The 16,926-nt window shown below is 62.9% G+C and carries 14 protein-coding genes; 7 read left to right on the top strand and 7 right to left on the bottom strand.

The genetic code is table 11. The features are described from left to right. The first annotated feature begins 222 nt into the window (after positions 1 to 222). A complete protein-coding gene (locus tag HU806_RS14615; protein ID WP_186612062.1) occupies positions 223 to 651 on the top strand; it encodes an NINE protein in 429 nt (142 codons plus the stop codon). Between the two features lie 48 nt (positions 652 to 699). Here HU806_RS14615 and HU806_RS14610 read toward each other — a convergent pair whose 3' ends face one another. From HU806_RS14610 to gshB, 7 genes are all read right to left on the bottom strand, one after another. After that, positions 700 to 1,971, bottom strand: a complete 1,272-nt coding sequence (locus HU806_RS14610; RefSeq protein ID WP_186612061.1) for a dihydroorotase — start codon at positions 1,969 to 1,971, stop codon at positions 700 to 702. After that, the gene (locus HU806_RS14605) at positions 1,968 to 2,972 is read right to left on the bottom strand and encodes an aspartate carbamoyltransferase catalytic subunit (protein ID WP_003177495.1); all 1,005 of its coding nucleotides are present in this window, start codon (positions 2,970 to 2,972) and stop codon (positions 1,968 to 1,970) included. Before HU806_RS14605 ends, HU806_RS14610 begins: the two co-directional genes overlap by 4 nt. Before the next feature lie 24 nt (positions 2,973 to 2,996). Continuing rightward, the gene (pyrR, locus tag HU806_RS14600; RefSeq protein WP_186612060.1) at positions 2,997 to 3,503 is read right to left on the bottom strand and encodes a bifunctional pyr operon transcriptional regulator/uracil phosphoribosyltransferase PyrR; all 507 of its coding nucleotides are present in this window, start codon (positions 3,501 to 3,503) and stop codon (positions 2,997 to 2,999) included. A gap of 84 nt (positions 3,504 to 3,587) precedes the next feature. Further along, positions 3,588 to 4,025, bottom strand: a complete 438-nt coding sequence (ruvX, locus tag HU806_RS14595; RefSeq protein WP_039590497.1) for a Holliday junction resolvase RuvX — start codon at positions 4,023 to 4,025, stop codon at positions 3,588 to 3,590. Continuing rightward, entirely contained in the window at positions 4,025 to 4,594 is a 570-nt protein-coding gene (locus HU806_RS14590) for a YqgE/AlgH family protein (protein WP_186612059.1), read from the bottom strand. Before HU806_RS14590 ends, ruvX begins: the two co-directional genes overlap by 1 nt. A gap of 88 nt (positions 4,595 to 4,682) precedes the next feature. Further along, positions 4,683 to 5,573: an energy transducer TonB gene (locus HU806_RS14585; protein ID WP_186612134.1), complete on the bottom strand. Its 891-nt coding sequence runs from the start codon at positions 5,571 to 5,573 to the stop codon at positions 4,683 to 4,685. Between the two features lie 50 nt (positions 5,574 to 5,623). Continuing rightward, the gene (gene gshB / locus HU806_RS14580) at positions 5,624 to 6,595 is read right to left on the bottom strand and encodes a glutathione synthase (protein WP_186612058.1); all 972 of its coding nucleotides are present in this window, start codon (positions 6,593 to 6,595) and stop codon (positions 5,624 to 5,626) included. 224 nt (positions 6,596 to 6,819) lie between these two features. Here gshB and HU806_RS14575 point away from each other — a divergent pair, with 224 nt between their 5' ends. From HU806_RS14575 to HU806_RS14550, 6 genes are all read left to right on the top strand, one after another. Beyond that, positions 6,820 to 7,248 carry a response regulator gene (locus tag HU806_RS14575; protein WP_186612057.1) on the top strand — a complete coding sequence of 143 codons (429 nt, stop codon included), beginning with the start codon at positions 6,820 to 6,822 and terminating at the stop codon, positions 7,246 to 7,248. A gap of 45 nt (positions 7,249 to 7,293) precedes the next feature. After that, a complete protein-coding gene (pilH, locus tag HU806_RS14570) occupies positions 7,294 to 7,659 on the top strand; it encodes a twitching motility response regulator PilH (protein ID WP_186612056.1) in 366 nt (121 codons plus the stop codon). Positions 7,660 to 7,669: 10 nt separating this feature from the next. Next, complete coding sequence (locus HU806_RS14565; protein WP_186612055.1) at positions 7,670 to 8,209, top strand: chemotaxis protein CheW; 540 nt, start codon at positions 7,670 to 7,672, stop codon at positions 8,207 to 8,209. A 48-nt stretch (positions 8,210 to 8,257) separates the two neighbouring features. Further along, positions 8,258 to 10,318 carry a methyl-accepting chemotaxis protein gene (locus HU806_RS14560; protein WP_186612054.1) on the top strand — a complete coding sequence of 687 codons (2,061 nt, stop codon included), beginning with the start codon at positions 8,258 to 8,260 and terminating at the stop codon, positions 10,316 to 10,318. A gap of 176 nt (positions 10,319 to 10,494) precedes the next feature. Next, the gene (locus HU806_RS14555) at positions 10,495 to 16,419 is read left to right on the top strand and encodes an Hpt domain-containing protein (protein ID WP_186612053.1); all 5,925 of its coding nucleotides are present in this window, start codon (positions 10,495 to 10,497) and stop codon (positions 16,417 to 16,419) included. Beyond that, complete coding sequence (locus HU806_RS14550; protein WP_186612052.1) at positions 16,412 to 16,873, top strand: chemotaxis protein CheW; 462 nt, start codon at positions 16,412 to 16,414, stop codon at positions 16,871 to 16,873. The genes HU806_RS14555 and HU806_RS14550 overlap by 8 nt, the downstream gene beginning before the upstream one ends. The last annotated feature ends 53 nt before the right edge of the window (positions 16,874 to 16,926 follow it).

The following is a 16,926-nucleotide window of genomic DNA, read 5'->3' as shown; positions in this document are numbered from 1 at the left end:
GCAACTTTATAACAGCTTTTTTTGCTATCCCGAGGCCGTTTGTCGATTCGAAACCCAGCGTAAACCCGGCAAAATGGCGACAATTTGACCTGATTGTCCGACAGAGTCCCGTATCACGGGCGTTTGCGCGACGTGAGTCGCTCAGGACCGCTTGTCGGCGAGACACAAAAAAGTCACAAAAAGTCCGAACAAATTTTTCTATCGAGGCAAAAGAGGCCATTCATGAACAGCTATCAGCAGGGTGCAATCCGCGATACCCACAGCAAAGTCATCGGGTATCTGCTGTGGATTTTGGGTTTTACCGGTGCTCACCGCTTCTATTACGGCAAGCCGGTAACCGGCACGATCTGGTTCTTCACCTTCGGGCTGCTGGGCATCGGTTGGCTGATCGACTTGTTCCTGATTCCAGCGATGGACCGCGAAGCGGACCTGCGTTTTACCCCGGGTCCGATCGAGTACAGCGTGGCGTGGATACTGCTGACGTTTCTCGGGGTGCTGGGCGTGCATCGCATGTATCAGGGCAAATGGCTCAGCGGCATCCTCTATCTGCTGACCGGCGGGGTGTTTTTCCTGGGCGTGCTGTATGACTTCTGGACGCTGAACGATCAGGTTTCGATTCGTAATGCCCAGAAGCGCGGGGCTTTCCAGTAGGACGGCCGATCGAGTCGCCTGCGTTCGCGCAGCAGGCGACTCGATTTTTCAGGCCTGGTGGGTGATCCGCCCATCCATCAGGGTGTAGCGCACCGCACCCGGCAGGCTGTGGCCGAGGAATGGGCAGTTGTCGCCCTTGGAGCGCCAGGCCTCACCGGCCACGGTGGACGCGCTAGGGTCGAACAGCACCAGGTCCGCCGCGGCGCCCACCGCGAGTTTCCCCGCCGGCAGTTGCAGCGCCTGGGCCGGGCCGGCGCTCAGGCGCGCCAGCAAGGTCGGCAAATCCAGCAAACCGTCTTCCACCAGCGTCAGGGCCAGCGGCAGCAGCAGTTCGACGCTGCTGATGCCCGGCTCGGTGGCGCCGAACGGGGCCAGCTTGGCATCGCGCTCGTGGGGTTGGTGATGGCTGGAGATGGCCGTGATGACGCCGGACTTCACCGCCTCGCGCAAGCCATCGCGGTCGGCACGGGTGCGCAGCGGCGGCTGGACGTGGTAGACGCTGTTGAAATCGATCAGCGCTTCGTCGGTCAGGATCAACTGGTATAGCGCCACATCGGCGGTCACCGGCAAACCGCGGGCCTGTGCCTGGGCAATCAACGCCGCGCCGCGGGCACTGGTCAGTTGGCTGAAATGGGCACGCACGCCGCTTTGCTCCACCAGCAGCAGGTCCCGGGCCAGGGCCACGGTCTCGGCGGTTTCCGGAATGCCCGGCAGGCCGAGGAAGCTGGCGGTCGGGCCTTCGTGGGCCAGGCCACCTTCGGCCAAGTCATGATCCTGTGAGTTGAAAACCACTGTCAGCCCGAACGTCGCGGCGTACTCCAGTGCGCGGCAGAGGGTGCGGGCGTTGCGAAAACTGTTCAAGCCGTTGCCGAACGCTACGCAACCGGCGTCGCGCAAGGCGATCAACTCAGCCAATTGCTCGCCTTCCAGGCCTTTGCTCAACGCCCCGATCGGGAAGACCTTGGTGTTGCCGGCTTCCCGAGCGCGGTCGAGGATCAGTTCGGCCACCGCCGAAGTGTCCAGCACCGGCTTGGTCTGCGGCGGGCAACACAGGCTGGTTACGCCACCAGCAGCGGCGGCCCGGGTTTCGCTGACAATGCTGCCTTTGCGGCTGTAGCCGGGCTCGCGCAAGGCGACGTTCAGGTCCACCAGGCCGGGAGCGGCCACCAGGCCTTGGGCGTCGAGGATGTCGACCGCGACGAAACCGACCGGCGCCGCGCCAAGGGCGACGATCTTGCAGGCATCTATATGGATGTCAGTCACTTGATCCAGGCCACTGGCTGGATCGATCACGCGTGCGCCGAGAATGCTGAGCTTCACTGGGCGTTCTCCTGGTCGAATTGGCGCTGGGCCGTTTGCCCGCTCATGGCCATGGACAGCACGGCCATGCGGATGGCGATGCCGTAGGTCACTTGGTTGAGGATCACCGAATGCGGTCCGTCGGCCACTGCCGATTCGATCTCCACGCCGCGGTTGATCGGTCCCGGGTGCATGACGATGGCGTCCGGCTTGGCCCCGGCCAGGCGCGCCGTGGTCAGGCCGAACAGGCGGTAGAACTCGCCTTCGCTGGGCAGCAGGCCACCGGTCATTCGCTCGCGTTGCAGGCGCAGCATGATCACCACGTCGACATCCTTGAGGCCTTCGGTCATGTCGGTGTAGACCTTCACGCCGTATTGCTCGACGCCGATGGGCAGCAGGGTTTTCGGCGCGATCACGCGGATGTCCGGGCAGCCGAGGGTCTTGAGGGCCAGCATGTTGGAGCGGGCCACCCGCGAGTGCAGGATGTCGCCGACGATGGCCACCGACAGGTTTTCGAAGCTGCCCTTGTGCCGACGGATGGTCAGCATGTCGAGCATGCCTTGGGTCGGGTGCGCGTGACGGCCGTCGCCGCCGTTGATGATCGCCACCTGGGGGCAGACGTGTTCGGCAATGAAGTGCGCCGCCCCGGAATCACCGTGGCGCACGACGAACATGTCAGCGGCCATGGCTTCGAGGTTGCGCAGGGTGTCGAGCAGGGTTTCACCCTTGCTCGCCGAGGACGTGGACACGTTCAACGTGATCACGTCCGCCGAGAGGCGCTGCGCGGCCAGTTCGAAGGTGGTGCGGGTGCGGGTGGAGTTTTCGAAGAACACGTTGCACACGGTCTTGCCGCGCAGCAACGGGACTTTCTTCACCGCCCGGGCACCGACTTCAAGGAAGGAGTCGGCAGTGTCGAGGATTTCCGTCAGCAGCTCGCGGCGCAGGCCGTCGAGGGACAGGAAATGCCGCAGTTGGCCCTGATCGTTGAGCTGCAGCGGGCGCTTGGTTTCGAGAGGCGTCATCGCGATGGACTCTTACAAGGGCAGTTAAAGGGCAAGGTCTTGCAGTTCGAGTTGCAGCGGCGACGGGCCGGAGAGCTTGACTCGCTCATCGGCGGCCAGTGTCAGCGTCGCGCCGACCACGTTCGGTCGGATCGGCAGCTCGGCGGCATCCAGGTCCAGCAGGCACACCAGGGTCACGCTGGCCGGGCGACCGTAGTCGAACAGTTCGTTCATCGCGGCGCGGATGGTCCGGCCGCTCATCAATACGTCGTCGATCAACACCAGGTGCTGGCCTTCGATCTCGAACGGCAGCGCCGAGGGGCGTACCTGCGGGTGCAGGCCGTTCTGGCTGAAGTCATCACGGTAGAAAGACACGTCCAGGGTGCCCAGCGGCGAGTCGCTGCCCAGTTCATCGAGCAAGGCCTGGGCGACCCAGACGCCACCGGTGCGAATGCCGATATAGCGCGGCTCGCTGATGCCACGTTGTTCCAGGTGCGCCGTGAGACGGATCGCCATCTGGCTGATCAGTTCGGCAGGATTGGGCAGGCTCATGCTGGCTCCTTCAGGTTCCCGGGCCGGTGGTGAGAGGCGCGGTCTATCGCTAAAAGAAAGCGCCTTGGCGGCGCTTTCAGAAAATCAGGTTTCAAACAGGGCGGTGTTGGCGTCGAGCCAACCTTGCAGCAGCAGGGCAGCGGCGATGGCGTCCACCGGGTTGTCGCGGTAACTGCCTTTCTGCCCACCGCGTACCAGGCGCTCGCCCTTGGCCTCGAAGGTGGTCAGGCGCTCGTCATGGGTATAGAAGGGCAGGTTGTAGCGGCCGTTGAGCCGGCGCGCGAATTTTTCGGCGCGCAGGCACATGTCGCTGGGCGTGCCGTCCATGTTCAGCGGCAGGCCGACCACCACGGCGTCGGGTTTCCACTCCTTGATCAGCGCTTCGACCTGGTTCCAGTCCGGGACGCCGTTCTGCGCCTTCAGTGTGCACAGCTCGCGAGCCTGGCCGGTAATGACCTGGCCGACCGCGACGCCGATCTGCTTAGTGCCGTAATCGAAGCCCAACAGCAAGCGCAGCGCCATCAGGCGTGTCCTGCCTGGCTGGTGAGCAGGCTGAGGTTGACACCCAGCCGGCTGGCCGCCGCTTCCAGGCGCAGTTCGCTGCTGGTGTTGAACAGGATATCGGCGTCGAATGGGCAGGTCAGCCAGGCGTTGTCGGCCAGTTCGGCTTCCAGTTGCCCCGGTTCCCAACCGGCGTAGCCGAGGGCGATCAGGCTTTTCTCCGGGCCGACGCCGTCGGCGATGGCGAACAACACATCTTGGGAGGTGGACAGCGAAACGCCATTCAGGTCGACGGTGGCCTGGAATTTGGGACCCGACGGATGAAGTACGAAACCGCGGTCGGTCTGCACCGGGCCGCCGATGAAAATCGGTACGTGCTGGCACAAGAGTGGCGGCTCGACCTCGGGACGCAGTTGCTCAAGGATATCCGCCAGGTTCAGTTCCTGCGGACGATTGACCACCAGTCCCATGGCCCCATTGGCCGTGTGCTCGACGATGTAGGTCAAGGTGTGGGCAAAATTCGGATCAGCCATGTGCGGCATGGCAATCAGGAAGTGATGCTTGAGGTAGGTGGGGCTGACGTTTTTCATAGTCGCTAGTGTGGCGGCGCAGGCGCGAACTGACAAGCCGGGGATGCGCAGGAAACGCTGATCACAGCCACCTTCATCCACAGCAGGGTCAGTTGCTGGAAAGCCGATCGCCGCGGGCAAACTTCCAGGTGCGGATGATTTCCAGCCGGTCGATGTCCGACAGATCCCCGGTGAACGGCGCGAACGGCGCGGCCAGGCGCACGATTCGCTGGGCCGCCTGGTCCAGCAAGGGCTGACCGGAGGATTCCAGTACCAGCACCTCATACAGCGAACCGTCGCGGTTGATCGAGACCATCAATCGCAGGTTGCCGTAGATCTGCTTGCGCCGGGCTTCTTCGGGGTAGTTGAGGTTGCCGATGCGCTCGACCTTCTTGCGCCACTCGTCCTTGTACCAGGCACCCTTGTCGCGCATGGTCGACGCAGCGCTCAGGCGATGAATGCGCGGACGTTTGGCGTACAACTGCTGCTCCTGGGCCAATTCGGCTTCCAGGCTGGCGATGTCACTGGACAGCTGCGAGCTGTCGAAGGTTGGCTCGGGGGCCTTGGGTTTCGGATCAGGCTTGACCTCTTCCTTGACCGGGGCCTTTTTCGGCTTTGGCGCCACGGTGGTGACGGCAGCCTTCGGTGCCGTCTCCTGCACCTCCGGCTTGGCGGCCGGCGGCGGGGTGATCTTTTGTACCTTGTTGTCCTGAAACGGCGCGATCTCGGTGGTCTTGGGAATCGCTTTCTTTTCCAGGGTGCCGCTGCCTTGCTGGTTTTCCTGGGCCAGGAAGTCCGCCTTCTGTGGCTTGGTTTCACTCTTGAAGGTGGCCAGGGTGATTTCCAGGGTCTGGCTGATCTGCTTGGGTTCGACCGTGGCAAAGCCAACGCCCAGCAGCACGGCCAAGTGGATCAATGCCGCCAGGAACAAGGTGAAACCGAGACGATCAGCCGGGCGCACACCGCGATGGGCGAGCTCTTGGGGCAGATCGGACGGCATCTTAGCTACAGGCTTCAAGCTTCAAGCTCCAAGTCAGGCTGCACGCTGCATCAAACTTGCCGCTTGAAGCTTGAAGCTTGCAGCTTTTTGTCGATGGCCTCCATCAACATCCCGCCGATGTCCGTGCCGAAGGCATTGTCGATTTCGCGGATACAGGTCGGACTGGTGACGTTGATCTCCGTCAGGTGCTCGCCAATCACATCCAGACCGACGAACAGCAGGCCTTTCTCGCGCAGGGTCGGGCCGACTTGGGCGGCGATCCACCGATCCTTCTCGGTCAGCGGGCGGGCTTCGCCGCGACCGCCGGCCGCCAGGTTGCCGCGGGTTTCACCAGCGGCGGGGATACGCGCCAGGCAATAATCGACAGGTTCGCCGTCGATCATCAGGATGCGTTTGTCGCCATCGACGATGGCCGGCAGGTAACCCTGGATCATGATCTGCTGCTTGCCGTGCAAGGTCAGGGTTTCAAGGATCACCGACAGGTTCGGGTGACCGGCGGTGTGACGGAAGATCGAGGAACCGCCCATGCCGTCCAGGGGCTTGAGGATCACGTCGCCGTGATGGTCGGCGAACTCGCGCAACACGTCCGGGCGACGGCTGACGATGGTCGGCGGCGTGCACTGCGGAAACAGCGTGGCGAAGAGCTTTTCGTTGCAATCGCGCAGGCTCTGCGGCTTGTTGACCACCAGCACGCCAGCGCTTTCAGCCTGCTCCAGCAGATAAGTGGAGTAAACGAATTCCATGTCGAACGGCGGATCCTTGCGCATCAGGATCACGTCCAGGTCGCTGAGCAGCGCATCGCTTTCCTCGCCCAGTTCGAACCACTTCTCGGGATTGGCGAAGACTTTCAGCGGCTTCATCCGCGCCCGGGCCTGGCCTTCGGCCTGGTAGAGATCACGCTGCTCCATATAGAACAGCTCCCAGCCGCGCTTCTGAGCGGCCAGCAACATGGCCAGCGAGCTATCCTTTTTATAGGAAATGCTGGCGATAGGGTCCATGACAATGCCGACGCGTACGCTCATGGCTTGGTTCCTCGAAAATTGGGTGGGCACGAAGGGCGTGAAAAAGTGGCGTCAGAGTGGCGCCCCCAAGATTGGCGGTCAAGGAAAAACCGCCGTACCGAGCGGCTGATAGATCGGCGCTGGAGACTGTGCTAAAAAGGCTGCCATGTGACGTGCGGGCCTTGAACATCAAGGGTTTGCGCTGTCGATCACTCTTATGCGTTAAAAACCGGTTTGCAGTGGCAATGGCAGAGCATCTTACGCAGCAGCAACCCAGCGCCTTGAAGGTCATGGTCATCGACGACTCGAAGACCATCCGCCGCACCGCCGAAACCTTGCTGCGCAACGCCGGTTGCGAGGTGATCACGGCGATCGACGGCTTCGATGCCCTGGCCAAGATCGTCGACCATCACCCAGGCATTATCTTTGTCGACATCATGATGCCGCGCCTGGACGGTTACCAGACGTGCGCCCTGATCAAGAACAACAGCGCTTTCAAGGCCACGCCAGTGATCATGCTGTCGTCGCGCGATGGCTTGTTCGACAAGGCCAAGGGACGCATCGTCGGCTCCGATCAATTTCTGACCAAGCCTTTCAGCAAGGAAGAGTTGCTGGGCGCGATACAGGCCCATGTCCCGGGTTTTGCCGCTGCCCAGTTGCACCAGGCACATTAATGACGCTCGGCCTCGGGCCCGAGGTCTAGAAGAATGGGGAATACCATGGCACGAGTTCTGATCGTCGATGATTCGCCGACTGAAATGTACAAGTTGACCGGCATGCTGGAAAAGCACGGCCATCAGGTCCTGAAGGCCGAGAACGGCGCCGATGGCGTGGCACTGGCGCGCCAGGAAAAGCCCGACGCGGTGTTGATGGACATCGTCATGCCTGGCCTCAACGGGTTCCAGGCCACGCGCCAGCTGACCAAGGACCCGGACACCGGCCATATCCCGGTCATCATCATCACCACCAAGGACCAGGAAACCGACAAGGTCTGGGGGACGCGCCAAGGGGCGAAGGACTACCTGACCAAGCCGGTGGACGAAGAAACCCTGATCGCGACCCTGAACAAAGTACTGGCGGGTTGAAAGCGCGGCCATGAGCCAATCCCTGACCGCATTCGAGCTGTTGCTGCAGATCGATCGGCGCTGTCGGCTATTGGGCGCGGACTTGCCGTCCCAACCGATCCACCGCGATAGCTGGAGCGGCATCGGCTTTCGCCTGGGCGAACATTGGTACGTGGCGCCCATGGGCGAAGTCAGCGAGGTGCTGCACGAGCCGCGCCACACGCCTTTGCCCGGGGTCAAGCCATGGGTTCGCGGCGTGGCTAACCTGCGCGGACGTTTGTTGCCATTGATGGACCTGTGCGGTTTCTTCGGCCATGAACTGTCCAGCGTGCGCAAGCATCGGCGGGTACTGGTGGTGGATCATGACGAGGTGTTCGCCGGCTTGCTGGTGGACGAAGTCCAGGGGTTGCAGCATTTCCCCCAGGGCAGCCTCGAATCGATTTTGACGAACGACCTCGATGGCCCGGAATCAGCCTTCGTCCAGGGCCGTTTTGGCGCAGAGCGGCAATGGCGGGTGTTCAGCCCGTTTGCACTGGCGCGCTCGCCAGGATTCATGGATGTGGCGGTTTAACGAGACTTAGCGCGGCCCCTGTGGGAGCGAGCAGGACAGGCGAGGACCATGATCAAAACTCAAACAGGCAAGACACTGGAGGCGTCGCGCAGTCGTTCGCAGATCATCGTGCTGTTCGTCGCGCTGATCGTCTTCATCATGCTGTTATTTGCCAATTTCGCTTACCTCAACACCCAGTCTACGTACGACAAGCAGTACATCGGCCATGCCGGTGAGTTGCGAGTGTTGTCCCAGCGCATCGCCAAGAACGCCACCGAGGCCGCGGCCGGCAAGGCCGCAGCCTTCAAGCTGCTGAGCGATGCGCGCAACGATTTCGCCCAGCGCTGGGGCTATCTGAAACAAGGCGACCCGGTGACCGGCCTGCCGCCGGCGCCCGCCACCCTGCGCCCGCAGATGCGCGCTGTGCAACTGGACTGGGAGCGCCTGCTGAAGAACACCGACGCCATCCTCTCCAGCGAGCAGACCGTCCTGTCGTTGCATCAGGTCGCGGCGACCCTGGCCGAAACCGTGCCGCAACTGCAGGTCGAATACGAGAAAGTCGTTGAAATCCTCCTGCAACGCGGCGCGCCGGCCGCCCAAGTGGCCATGGCCCAGCGCCAATCATTGCTGGCCGAGCGGATTCTTGGCGCGGTGAACACGGTGTTGGCCGGCGACGAGAACGCCAGCCAGGCGGCCGACACGTTTGGCCGCGACGCCGCGCTCTTTGGCCAGGTGCTCAACGGCATGTTGCAGGGCGACGCGACCTTGAAAATTTCCCAGGTACAGGACCGCGATGCCCGTGCGCGCCTGACTGAAATCAGCGAGCTGTTCGAATTTGTCTCCGGCTCGGTGGATGAAATTCTCGAGACTTCTCCGGAGCTGTTCAAGGTCCGCGAGTCGGCGGGCAACATCTTCAACCTGTCGCAGACCTTGCTCGACGAAGCCTCGCACCTGGCCACGGCCTTCGAAAACCTCGCCGGTGGGCGGTCCGTCAACACCATTGGCGGCTACGTATTGGGCCTGCTGGCGCTGATGTCGATCATCCTGATCGGGTTGGTGATGGTCCGCGAGACCAATCGCCAGTTGCGTGAAACCGCGGAAAAGAACGAGCGCAACCAGAACGCGATCATGCGTCTGCTGGATGAAATCGAGGACTTGGCCGACGGCGACCTGACCGTGACGGCTTCGGTCACCGAAGACTTCACCGGGACCATCGCCGATTCGATCAACTATTCGGTGGATCAACTGCGCGACCTGGTGGCGACGATCAACCTGACCGCTGGCCAGGTGGCCGCCGCCGTGCAGGAAACCCAGGCCACCGCCATGCATCTGGCCCAGGCGTCCGAGCACCAGGCCCAGCAGATCAGCGAAGCTTCGACTTCAATCAATGAAATGGCCCAGTCCATCGACCAGGTGTCCGCCAATGCCGCCGAGTCGTCGGCCGTGGCCGAGCGTTCCGTGGAAATCGCCAACAAGGGCAACGAGGTGGTGCACAACACCATTCATGGCATGGACAACATTCGCGAACAGATCCAGGACACTGCCAAGCGCATCAAGCGCCTGGGTGAGTCATCCCAGGAAATCGGCGATATCGTCAGCCTGATCGACGACATTGCCGACCAGACCAACATCCTTGCACTGAACGCGGCGATCCAGGCGTCCATGGCGGGCGATGCCGGTCGTGGCTTTGCGGTGGTGGCCGATGAAGTGCAGCGGTTGGCGGAACGCTCCTCGGCGGCGACCCGGCAGATCGAGACGCTGGTGCGAGCGATCCAGGCCGACACCAACGAAGCGGTGATCTCCATGGAGCAGACCACTACCGAAGTGGTCCGCGGCGCCCGGCTGGCACAGGACGCCGGGGTCGCGCTGGAAGAAATCGAAGGGGTTTCCAAGACCTTGGCGGCGCTGATCCAGAGCATTTCCAACGCGGCACAGCAGCAGACCACCTCGGCGGGGCAGATATCCTTGACCATGAATGTGATCCAGCAGATCACCAGCCAGACCTCGTCCGGCTCCACTGCCACCGCCGAGAGCATTGGCAACCTGGCGAAAATGGCCAGTCAGCTGCGCCGCTCGGTGTCGGGGTTCACCTTGCCGGCGACGCCGGTGGCGGATGAGGGCAAGGGGTGACTATTGAGAAGGGTTATGTGGCGGGGGGGCTTTCGTGGCGAGGGAGCTTGCTCCCGCTGGGGGGCGTAGCCGCCCCAAAGATTTTGTGAGCGCTGCGCACTCAAGCGGGAGCAAGCTCCCTCGCCACGGAGTCCTCGGCCGTACCACAGGCATGCGCCTGTTGATTTGGAGTGGTTATGGGTGATCGGCACGACTACGTGGCCCTGGAATGGGTCAAGGGCGAGATTGCCGAAACGCTGAAGCAGGCCCACCTGGCCCTTAATCGCCTGGTGGACGACCCGCAGGCGTCGGATGCCCTTGCCCAATGCCTGGCCTGCATCCATCAGGTCCATGGCGGCCTGCAAATGGTCGAGTTCTACGGCGCGGCGTTGCTGGCCGAGGAAATGGAGCAGCTGTGCGGCGCCTTGCAGAGCGATCGAATCGCCCATCGCGACGAGGCTATCAGCCTGTTGCGCCAAGCCTTGGGCCAGTTGCCGATCTATCTTGATCGGGTCCAGGGCGCTCGCCGCGACCTGCCGTTAGTGGTGCTGCCATTGATCAATGACTTGCGCAGTGCCCGGGGCGAGAGCCTGTTGTCGGAGACCAGCCTTTTCAGTCCGCAATTACCCGATATTGCCCCGCTCGGCGCGGACGCCTTGAAACGGCTCGAGCCGGCCGACCTGCCAGGCACCTTGCGCAAGTTGCGCCAGACCCTGCAAGTGGCCCTGGTGGGGCTGTTGCGCGAACAGGACGACGCCACCCATCTCGGTTACCTGGCCAAAGTCTTTCACCGTTTGGAAACCTTGTGTGCCGGCGCGCCGCTCAACGCACTGTGGCAAGTCGCTTCGGCGCTGGTCGAAGGCATGCGCGACGCACGCATCGGCAACAGCCCGGCGCTGCGCAGCCTGTTCAAGGACGCCGACAAGGAACTCAAGCGCCTGCTGGAGCAGGGCATTGCCGGCATCAATCAGCCGGCCCCACCCCACTTGGTCAAAAGCTTGTTGTTCTATATTGCCAAGGCCGAACACCCCAGCGGGCAGATGCAGATCATGAAAGAACGCTACTCACTTGACGACGCGCTGCCCGACGGCGCCATGGTCGATGAAGAACGGGCGCGGCTGGCCGGGCCCGACCGCGATGCCATGCGCTCGGTGCTGGCGGCGCTTTGCGAAGAATTGGTGCGGGTCAAGGAGCGCCTGGACCTGTTCGTGCGCAGCGACCGCCAGCACGCCTCGGAACTGGACAGCCTGTTGGCGCCCCTGCGGCAGATCGCCGACACCTTGGCGGTGCTCGGTTTCGGCCAGCCGCGCAAAGTGATCATCGACCAATTGGCGGTAGTGCTGAGCCTCGCCCAAGGTCAACGCGACCCGGATGACGCGACGCTCATGGATGTCGCGGGGGCCTTGCTCTATGTCGAGGCAACGCTGGCCGGCATGGTCGGCACCGTCGAGCCTGAAAGCCGCGACGACAACCCTCTGCCAACGACTGACCTGACCCAGATCCACCAGATCGTCATCAAGCAAGCCCACACCTGCCTGCAACAGGCCAAGGACATGATCGTCGATTACATCGACGCCGACTGGAACCGCGAGCAGCTCGAGGCGTTGCCGGGGTTGTTGACCCAGGTGCGTGGCGCGCTGGCGATGATTCCGTTGAACCGTGCCGCCAGTCTCGTGGAGGCTTGCAACGGTTCCATCCACGAGCATCTGCTGCTCGATCATGCCCAGCCGGGTTGGGAAGAACTCGATCATCTGGCCGATGTGATCACCGGCCTGGAATATTACCTGGAGCGTTTGAGCGAAGACCCCCAGAAGCCTGCCGAGGGTCTGCTGGATGAGGTCGAACGCAGCCTCGGCGCCCTAGGCTATTTCCCAGACGAAGCCCGCGTGCCGTTGCTCGATGATGTGCTGAGCCCCAACGAGGCCCAGGTCATGCAGGACTTGCAGGAACTGGACGATCCGCAAACCGTGCAATCGCTCGCCGAAGTCCTGGCCAGCCCGGTCTCGGCGCTCAACCCGCCGGCGAGGAACATGCCGGCCAGCCTGCTGCCGCCGCTGGATGAAAGCCCGGTGGACGACGAACTGCGCGAAGTGTTCCTCGAGGAAACCGCCGAGGTCCTGGACGTCCTGCATGAGTACCTGCCGCGCTGGGCCGCTCACTCGGATGACCACGTTGCCCTGACTGAGCTGCGCCGAGGCTTCCATACCCTCAAGGGCAGCGGTCGGATGGTCCGGGCGCTGATCCTGGGCGAGCTGGCCTGGGCTGTGGAGAACCTGCTCAATCGCGTATTGGAGCGCAGCGTCGAGCCGGGTACTTCGGTCCGGCAGTTGGTTGAAGAAACGGTGCAATTGCTGCCTGAGCTGGTCGCCGATTTCGCGGCCTCTCACCAACGCCAGCGTGACGATGTCGACCGCTTGGCCGCACGTGCCCATGGGCTTGCCAAAGGCAGTGATGAAGAGGATGACGACGAACAGGACGTGGCTGCGCTCGATCCTTTACTCCTGAAAATTTTCGACAATGAAGCCCAGGCCCACCTCGCCACACTCAATCGCTTTCTCGACCAAGCCGCCGAGCAGTTGCCGTTGCAAGCCGGCGACGAACTGCAACGGGCCTTGCATACGCTCAAGGGCAGCGCATCGATGGCCGGTGTAGCGCCAATCGCCGAGCTTGCCGGGGTGATGGACGAAATGGCCCGGGAATACAGGGCGCATCTGTTGGCCCTCGACCTGGAGGAGGTTGAGCTGTTGCTGGAAGGCGAAGGGCTGCTGCGACGTGGCCTGCGCCAGTTGCACAGCGAACCGCTGGCGCCGATCCCCGGTGCCGTCGACCTGATCCAGCGCGCCCGGGCGCTGTTGGCCGAGCGCCTGCAAGCGGCCCACGGCTCGCCGGACCAAGGCGTGCGAACCAAGCGCAATCCGCAATTGATCAATAACTTCCTCGCCCAAGGCATGGACATCCTGCTGGACGCGGAAAACCTGCTGCAGCGGTGGCAACAACACCCCGCCGAAAGCCAGGAATTGAGCGCGCTGCTCGATGAGCTGACCACCCTTGGCGAAGGCGCACACCTGGCCGACCTGCACCCGGTGGACGAGCTCTGCGAAGCCTTGCTCGATCTCTATGGTGCGGTGGAAGAAAGCAGCCTGGCGGTCAGCGAGACCTTTTTTCAAGAGGCGCAACGGGCCCATGAAGCGCTGATCGACATGCTTGATGAACTGGCGGCCGGGCAGCATGTGAATCCGCAACCCGCACGCGTCCAGGCCCTGCGCAGCCTGCTTGAAGAGAGTCTCGATCCAGCCGCCACCGGGCTGATTCGAAGCGATGGCAGCCGCACGCTGAGCATCCGCGAGCTGGGCCACGCGACGGCTGAAATGGAGCGTGACTCGCCCGCCGTTGCCGCGGTGGATGAAGACATCGCCTCGATCTTCCTCGAAGAAGCGCAAGACATTCTGGAAAGCGCCGCCCAGGCCTTGCAGCGCTGGCTCGCCGACCCGGACAACGGCGCACCGTTGTCATCGCTGCAACGCGATTTGCATACCCTCAAGGGTGGCGCGCGCATGGCGGATATCCGGCCGGTAAGCGACCTCGCCCAAGAGTTGGAGAATCTCTACGAAGGGCTGGTGGACCGCCGCTACAGCTACAGCGCGGAACTGGCGCAGTTGCTCAACAGCAGCCACGAACGCCTCGATCTGTTGCTTGGGCAATTGCAGCAAGGCCAGCCGCTGGGGGATCCCGTCGCGCTGATCGACGCCATTCACCGGTTCCGCCAGGACAGGCCGAGCGCCATCGAAGCGGTAGGGACGGGCCAGAACGATGCAGCCGGCCACGACCCCGAGCTGCTGGAAATCTTCCTCGAAGAAGGATTCGACATTCTCGACAGTTCCGGCGCGGCGCTGCTGCGTTGGCAGGAAGAACCGTCGAACCGCCAGGCCGTGGAGACACTGCTGCGCGATTTGCACACCCTCAAGGGTGGCGCGCGAATGGTGGAGATCACGCCCATCGGCGACCTCGCCCATGAACTCGAGAACCTCTGCGAAGGTTTGTCGGCGGGGCTGCTGCAACCGGGCCCCGAACTCTTTGCCTTGCTGCAAAGCAGCCATGATCGGCTGGCGCAGATGCTCGATGCGGTCCGTGCGGGCCAGCCGTGTCCACCCGGCGACCGGTTGATCGCGCGGATCCAGGCAGTGAACCATCCGCCGGTCAACGAGGCGCCTGAAATCGCTTCGCCAGCGCAACCGACATCGCCCCCTGTTCCTGCGCCCCTGCCGACACGAGCCGATCCCGCCGCGCCAGGCGACGGCGCGGACATGGTCAAAGTCTCTGCCGAACTGCTCGATGACCTAGTGAACCTGGCGGGGGAAACCTCGATTTATCGCGGCCGCATCGAGCAACAGGTCAACGACGCGCGCATCGCCCTGAGCGAGATGGAAACCACCATCGAGCGCATGCGCGACCAATTGCGACGCCTGGACACTGAGACCCAGGGGCGGATTCTCAGTCGCCAACAGGTGGAAGCCGAACGGTTGGGCTACGAAGAGTTCGACCCGCTGGAAATGGATCGCCACTCTCAATTGCAGCAATTGTCCCGGGCGCTGTTCGAGTCCGCCTCGGACCTGGTCGACCTCAAGGAAACCCTTGATCGCAGCAATCACGACGCGGAAAACCTGTTGCAACAGCAAGGGCGCATCAACACCGAACTCCAAGAGGGCCTTATGCGTACGCGCATGGTGCCGTTCGAACGAATGCTGCCGCGCCTCAAGCGCATCGTCCGGCAAGTGGCGCAGGAATTGGGCAAGGACGTGGAGTTCGTGGTCGACAATGCCGAGGGCGAGATGGACCGCAACGTGCTCGAACGCATGGCCGCGCCTTTGGAGCACATGCTGCGCAACGCCGTCGACCACGGTCTTGAGTCCGCCGACGTGCGCGTCGCCGCCGGTAAGCCGGCGCGAGGGCGCATCAGCCTCGAGCTGTCCCGGGAGGGCGGCGACATCATTTTCGACATACGTGACGACGGTGCCGGTGTGCCGCTGGACGCGGTACGGCGCAAGGCGATCAAGCGTGGCATGTTGTCGCCAGACAGCGACATGAGCGATCGCGACGTGTTGCAATTCATCTTGCAGCCCGGGTTCTCCACCGCCGAAAAAATCACCCAGATCTCCGGGCGTGGCGTCGGCATGGACGTGGTCCATGAAGAGGTACGGCAGTTGGGCGGCAGCATGGCCATCGACTCGACACCGGGGCAGGGCGCGCATTTTCGCATTCGCCTGCCGTTCACCGTGGCGGTTAACCGGGCCTTGATGGTGCAGTGTCACGAAGACCAGTACGCCATTCCGTTGAACACCATTGAAAGCATCGTCCGGGTGCTGCCCGCCGAGCTGGATGGCTATTACCAGCTCGATCCGCCGGTCTACACCTATGCCGGGCAGCGTTATGAACTGTGCTACCTCGGCGAGCTGCTGAAAACCGCCGCTCGCCCGAAATTGCTGGGCCAGAGCCAACCCTTGCCGGTGCTGCTGGTGCAGTGTAATGAACGGCATATTGCCGTGCAGGTGGACGCCACCACCGGGACCCGGGAAATCGTGGTCAAGAGCCTTGGTCCGCAATTTTCGGCGGTCCGGGGCCTGTCGGGAGCGACGATCCTGGGGGACGGCCGGGTGGTACTGATCCTTGACCTGCTGGCGCCGATCCGCGCTTTGCCACACCAGGCCCCACGTCGCGATGGACGCGCGCAAGGCGAGAGTGAACCTCAACGTCCGCTGTTGGTTTTGGTGGTGGACGACTCTGTAACCGTGCGCAAGGTCACCAGCCGCCTGCTGGAGCGCCATGGCATGCACGTGCTCACCGCCAAGGACGGTGTGGACGCCATGGCGTTGCTGGCCGAGCACTCCCCGGACCTGATGTTGCTGGACATCGAGATGCCGCGCATGGATGGCTTCGAAGTGGCGGCGCAAGTGCGCAACGATCCGCGCCTGGCACATCTGCCGATCATCATGATCACCTCCCGCACCGGCCAGAAACACCGCGACCGCGCCACGGCAATCGGCGTCAACGACTACCTGGGCAAGCCTTACCAAGAGTCAGTGTTGCTCGACAGCATTGCGTACTGGAGCAAAAACCATGCATGACTCTCGCGCCAGTCATCTCACCGGGCTATTGCTGCCCTTGGCCGACCGGCACCTGATCCTGCCCAACGTGGCGGTGGCCGAACTGATCGATTACCAGAGCAGCGCGTTCGATCTGGACACCCCGCCGTGGTTCCTGGGCTGGGTGAGCTGGCGTGAGCGGCAAATCCCGCTGCTGAGCTTCGAGTCGGCCTGCGGCCAGAAGACCGTGATGGGCGAGCGCGTGCGCATCGTCGTGCTCAATGCCCTGGGCGGCCGACCGGAGCTGCGCTTCATCGCCCTGCTGGTGCAAGGCATCCCACGCTCCTGCAAGCTCGACAGCCAGTTGAGCTACGTCGATGTGCCGCTGTGCGGGCTGGAACAGGCGGCGATGCAGGTGGGGGAGCATGTGGCGAAAGTGCCGGATCTGTTGGCGTTGGAAGAGTTGGTGGTGGCAGCGGGGCTGGTAAAAAACTAGGCATGGCGTTGTACCTGTAGGAGCAGGTATTCATTTCATCGAGATCTCAAAAT

The sequence above is a fragment of the Pseudomonas sp. SWRI154 genome, assembly GCF_014268645.1.
Taxonomy (GTDB): Bacteria; Pseudomonadota; Gammaproteobacteria; order Pseudomonadales; family Pseudomonadaceae; genus Aquipseudomonas; species Aquipseudomonas marvdashtae.
The sequence above is the reverse complement of the archived record's forward strand: the minus strand, read 5'-3'. Positions and strand labels throughout refer to the sequence as shown.

What these genes read in the sequence shown, in the direction of transcription:
- HU806_RS14615 (WP_186612062.1), top strand. Translation starts at nt 223, where the DNA reads ATGAACAGCTATCAGCAGGGTGCAATCCGCGATACCCACAGCAAAGTC.
- HU806_RS14605 (WP_003177495.1), bottom strand. Translation starts at nt 2,972, where the DNA reads ATGACGCCTCTCGAAACCAAGCGCCCGCTGCAGCTCAACGATCAGGGC.
- pyrR (WP_186612060.1), bottom strand. Translation starts at nt 3,503, where the DNA reads ATGAGCCTGCCCAATCCTGCCGAACTGATCAGCCAGATGGCGATCCGT.
- ruvX (WP_039590497.1), bottom strand. Translation starts at nt 4,025, where the DNA reads ATGGCGCTGCGCTTGCTGTTGGGCTTCGATTACGGCACTAAGCAGATC.
- HU806_RS14590 (WP_186612059.1), bottom strand. Translation starts at nt 4,594, where the DNA reads ATGAAAAACGTCAGCCCCACCTACCTCAAGCATCACTTCCTGATTGCC.
- HU806_RS14585 (WP_186612134.1), bottom strand. Translation starts at nt 5,573, where the DNA reads ATGCCGTCCGATCTGCCCCAAGAGCTCGCCCATCGCGGTGTGCGCCCG.
- gshB (WP_186612058.1), bottom strand. Translation starts at nt 6,595, where the DNA reads ATGAGCGTACGCGTCGGCATTGTCATGGACCCTATCGCCAGCATTTCC.
- HU806_RS14575 (WP_186612057.1), top strand. Translation starts at nt 6,820, where the DNA reads ATGGCAGAGCATCTTACGCAGCAGCAACCCAGCGCCTTGAAGGTCATG.
- pilH (WP_186612056.1), top strand. Translation starts at nt 7,294, where the DNA reads ATGGCACGAGTTCTGATCGTCGATGATTCGCCGACTGAAATGTACAAG.
- HU806_RS14565 (WP_186612055.1), top strand. Translation starts at nt 7,670, where the DNA reads ATGAGCCAATCCCTGACCGCATTCGAGCTGTTGCTGCAGATCGATCGG.
- HU806_RS14560 (WP_186612054.1), top strand. Translation starts at nt 8,258, where the DNA reads ATGATCAAAACTCAAACAGGCAAGACACTGGAGGCGTCGCGCAGTCGT.
- HU806_RS14555 (WP_186612053.1), top strand. Translation starts at nt 10,495, where the DNA reads ATGGGTGATCGGCACGACTACGTGGCCCTGGAATGGGTCAAGGGCGAG.
- HU806_RS14550 (WP_186612052.1), top strand. Translation starts at nt 16,412, where the DNA reads ATGCATGACTCTCGCGCCAGTCATCTCACCGGGCTATTGCTGCCCTTG.